Genomic DNA, 4,807 nt, shown 5'->3' with positions numbered 1-4,807 from the left:
CCCGGACAAGGACCTCGAGTCCGGTCTGCCGCCCTACTACCACCCGGGCCCGGACACCGAGGAGATGCAGTACATGAGCTGGAGCCCGCGCGGCACCGTCCTGGTCACCGGCGGCACCGGCACCCTCGGCCCCCACCTGGCCCGCTGGCTCGCCGACCGGGGCGCCCGCGACCTGGTGCTCACCAGCCGCCGCGGCGAGAGCGCCCCCGGAGCGGCCGAACTCGTCGCCGACCTCGCCGAACGCGGCTGCACCGCCACCGTCGCCACCTGCGACGTCACCGACCGGGACGCCGTCGCCGCGCTCCTGGACCGGCTCGCCGCCGAGGGCCGCACCGTCCGCAGCGTCTTCCACACCGCCGCCGTCATCGAACTCCGGTCGATCGACGAGACCGGCCTCGACGCCTTCGCCAGGGTCGTGCACGCCAAGACCGCCGGCGCCGCCCACCTCGACGAACTCCTCGACGACGACCAGCTCGACGCGTTCGTCCTCTACTCGTCCACCGCCGGCCTGTGGGGCAGCGGCCGGCACGCCGCGTACGTCGCCGCCAACGCCCACCTCAACGCGCTCGCCGAGCACCGCCGCGCCCGCGGCGCCCGCGCCACCGCGATCTCGTGGGGCATCTGGGCCGACGACATGGAGCTCGGCCGCGTCGACCCCGGCCAGATCCGCCGCAGCGGACTGGTCTTCATGAACCCCGAACCGGCCCTCGCCGGACTCCAGGGTGCCCTCGACGCCGACGAGGGCGTCCTCGCCGTCGCCGACGTCGACTGGGACCGCTACCACCCGGTGTTCACCTCCTCGCGGCCCACCCACCTGTTCGAGGACGTCCCCGACGTACGGCGGCTGACCGAGGAGTCCCGGGCCCGCGCCGCCGACGGCGGCGAGTTCGCGGCCCGGCTGCGCGCGCTGCCCGCGGGCGAACAGGACCGCCTCCTGCTGGACCTGGTCCGCTCCGAGGCCGCCACCGTCCTCGGCCACGCCTCCCCGGAGGTGCTGTCGGAGCGCCGCGCCTTCCGCGACGTCGGCTTCGACTCGCTCACCGCCGTCGACCTGCGCAACCGGCTCGCCGCCGTCACCGGCCTCACCCTGCCGAGCACCCTCGTGTTCGACCACCCGGACCCGCTCACCCTCGTCGCGCACCTGCGCGGACTCCTCGGCGGCCCCGGCACCGAGGACGGCGGACCGGTGCGCGCCACCGCCGCCGTCGACGACGAGCCCATCGCCGTCGTCGCCATGAGCTGCCGCTACCCCGGCGGCATCACCAGCCCCGAGGACCTGTGGGACCTGGTCGCCTCCGGCGGCGACGCCATCAGCGGCTTCCCCGCCGACCGCGGCTGGGACGCCGACGCCCTCTACGACCCCGACCCCGACAAGCCCGGCACCACCTACTCCACCCAGGGCGGCTTCCTCCACGACGTCGCCGACTTCGACGCCGGCTTCTTCGGCATCTCGCCGCGCGAGGCCCTCGCCATGGACCCGCAGCAGCGGCTCCTGCTGGAGACCGGCTGGGAGGTCCTGGAACGCGCCGGCATCGACCCCGCCACCCTCCGAGGCAGCCTCACCGGCACCTTCATCGGCGCCAGCTACCAGGACTACACGGCGGGCGGCGCCTCGACCGAGGGCGCCGAGGGCCACCTCATCACCGGCACCATCTCCAGCGTGCTGTCCGGCCGCCTCGCCTACACCTTCGGCCTGGAGGGCCCGGCCGTCACCCTGGACACCGCCTGCTCCTCATCCCTGGTCGCGCTGCACCTGGCCTGCCAGTCGCTGCGCAACGGCGAGAGCACCCTCGCCCTCGCCGGCGGCGTCAGCGTCATGGCCACCCCCAGCGCCTTCACCGGCTTCAGCCGCCAGCGCGCCATGGCCCCCGACGGCCGCTGCAAGGCGTACGCGGAGGGCGCCGACGGCATGAGCCTCGCCGAGGGCGTCGGCCTCGTCCTGGTCGAGCGGCTCTCCGACGCCCGCCGCAACGGCCACCCCGTCCTCGCCGTGATCCGCGGCTCCGCCGTCAACCAGGACGGCGCCTCCAACGGCCTCACCGCCCCCAACGGCCCCGCCCAGGCGCGGGTGATCCGCCAGGCCCTCGCCAACGCCGGACTGTCCGCCGCCGACGTCGACGTGGTCGAGGGACACGGCACCGGCACCGCGCTCGGCGACCCCATCGAGGCGCAGGCGCTGCTCGCCACCTACGGACAGGGCCGGCCCGCCGACCGGCCGCTGCTGCTCGGCTCGGTGAAGTCCAACATCGGCCACACCCAGATGGCGTCCGGCATCGCCGGCGTCATGAAGACGGTCATGGCGATGCGCCACGGCACCGTCCCGCCCACCCTGCACGTGGACACCCCCTCCCGCCACGTCGACTGGGACTCCGGCGCCATCGAGCTGGTCACCGACACCGTGCCCTGGCCCGAGACCGGCCGGCCCCGCCGCGCCGCCGTCTCCTCCTTCGGTCTGAGCGGGACCAACGTCCACACCGTCGTCGAACAGGCCCCCGAGACCCCCGACGCGGAGCAGCCGGGGACCGCGCCCGCCACGGACCCCGCCACCCTGCCGGCCGGCGTGCCGCTGGTCCTGTCCGCCCGCACCGCCCCCGCCCTGCGCGCCCAGGCCGGCCGGCTCCTCGACCACACCGAGGCCCACCCGGACGTCCCGCTGCTCGACGTGGCCCACTCCCTGGCCACCACCCGCGGCACCCTGGAACACCGCGCCGCCGTCCTGGCCGGCGACCGCGACGGGGTCCTGCGCGCCCTGACCGCCCTGCGCGACGGCACCCCCGACGGCGCCCTCGTCACCGGCGCCCCCTCCCGGGGCCGCCTCGCCTTCCTGTTCACCGGACAGGGCAGTCAGCGCGCCGCCATGGGCCGCGGACTGTACGGCCGGTACCCGGTCTTCGCGGACGCCCTGGACGCCGTCCTCACCCGCTTCGACCAGGAACTCGAACGCCCGCTGCGGGACGTGCTGTTCGCCGAGGAGGGCACCCCGCAGGCCGTCCTCCTGCACGACACCGCCCACACCCAGCCCGCCCTGTTCGCCCTCGAGGTGGCCCTCTACCGGCTCGTCGAGTCCTGGGGCACCGTCCCCGACGCCGTCGCCGGCCACTCCGTCGGCGAGATCGCCGCCGCCCACGTCGCCGGCGTCCTCTCCCTGGACGACGCCTGCACCCTCGTCGCCGCCCGGGGCCGCCTCATGGCCGCCCTGCCGGCCGGCGGCGCCATGGTCGCCGTACAGGCCGCCGAGGACGAGGTGCTGCCGCTGCTGGACGGCCTGGAGGACCGGGTCTCCCTGGCCGCCGTCAACGGGCCCCGCTCCGTCGTCCTGTCCGGCGACGAGGAGACCGTCACCCGGCTCGCCGCCCGGCTCGCCGGGGACGGCCGCAGGACCCGCGCCCTGCGCGTCAGCCACGCCTTCCACTCGCCGCACATGGACGCCGTGCTCGACGAGTTCGCACGGGTCGCCCGCGGCCTCACCTACCACCCGCCGTCCATCCCGCTGGTGTCCACCGTCACCGGCGAGCCCGCCGACACCGACGCGCTGCGCACCCCCGACCACTGGGTGCGGCAGGTCCGCGCCACCGTCCGCTTCGCCGACGCGGTGCGCGCCCTCGCCCGGCGGGGCCACACCGCCTTCCTGGAGATCGGCCCCGACGGCACCCTGTCCGCCGCCGTCCGCGACGTCCTCGACGCCGTCGAGGACACCGGCACGCCGGCACACGCCCAGACGACCGCGGTGCCCGCGCTGCGCCGCGACCGCGACGAGGTCGCCGCGCTCACCGCCGCCCTGGCCCGCGTCCACGTCCACGGCGCCCGCGTCGACTGGTCCGGCGTCCTGCACGGCACCGGCGCCCGCCGCGTCGACCTGCCCACCTACGCCTTCCAGCACAGCCGCTACTGGCCCGACACCGCCCACGGGCCCGCCCAGGCGACCGCGGCCGGTCCGGCCGACGGCGCGGACGCCGCGTTCTGGTCCGCCGTCGAGCGCGCCGACCTGCCCGCCCTCGGCGCCGACCTGGGCCTCGACGACGACACCCTCGCCGCGCTCGTGCCCGCCCTGTCCGCGTGGCGGCGCCGCCGCACCGAGCGGGCCGCCGCCGACGCCCGCCGCCACCGCGCCGTGTGGAAGCCGCTGGACGGCGCCCCCACCGCGCGGCCGGCCGGCACCTGGCTCGTCCTGCTCCCGGCCACCGGACCCGGCGCCGACACCGACGCGGCCGGACTGCCGGACGCCCTCGGTCTGCACGCCGTACGCGTGACCACCGACGGCCGGGACCGCACGGACCTCGCCGACCTCCTGCGGGAACTCCCGGCGCCCGACGGCGGCTTCACCGGTGTCCTGTCCCTGCTCGCCCTCGGCGCGGACGACTCCGACGACCCCGCCGGCCTCGGCGGGGTGCTGCCCACGGCCGTCGCCGTACAGGCCCTCGGGGACGCGGGGATCCACGCCCCGCTGTGGGTCCTCACCCGCCGGGCCGTCTCCACCGGCCGCGCCGACCGGCTCGCCCACCCCGGCCAGGCCGCCGCGCGCGGCCTCGTCCGGGTCGCCGCCCTGGAACACCCCGAGCGCCGCTTCGGCGCCGTCGACCTCCCCGGACACCTCGACACCCAGGTCGTACGACGCCTGGCCCACCTCCTGGCCGAACCCGGCGAGGAGAGCGACCTCGCCGTCCGCGCCTCCGCCACCTACGCCCGCCGCCTGGCCCACCACCCCGCGCCCGAGGGCGCCGCCCCCCGGCGGTTCGCCCCCGAGGGCACCGCCCTGATCACCGGCGGCACCGGCGCCCTCGGCGCCCACGTCGCCCGCCGCCTCGCC

1 protein-coding gene is annotated in these 4,807 nt (G+C 77.1%); it reads left to right on the top strand.

The window, feature by feature from the left end:
* Positions 1–4,807 (top strand): type I polyketide synthase (locus tag ABTY20_RS34790; protein ID WP_352001147.1); only part of this gene is annotated, 4,807 nt, incomplete at both ends.

Origin of the sequence: Streptomyces sp. NPDC126497, from assembly GCF_040302425.1 — a bacterium.
GTDB lineage: Bacteria > Actinomycetota > Actinomycetes > Streptomycetales > Streptomycetaceae > Streptomyces.
The sequence above is the reverse complement of the archived record's forward strand: the minus strand, read 5'-3'. Positions and strand labels throughout refer to the sequence as shown.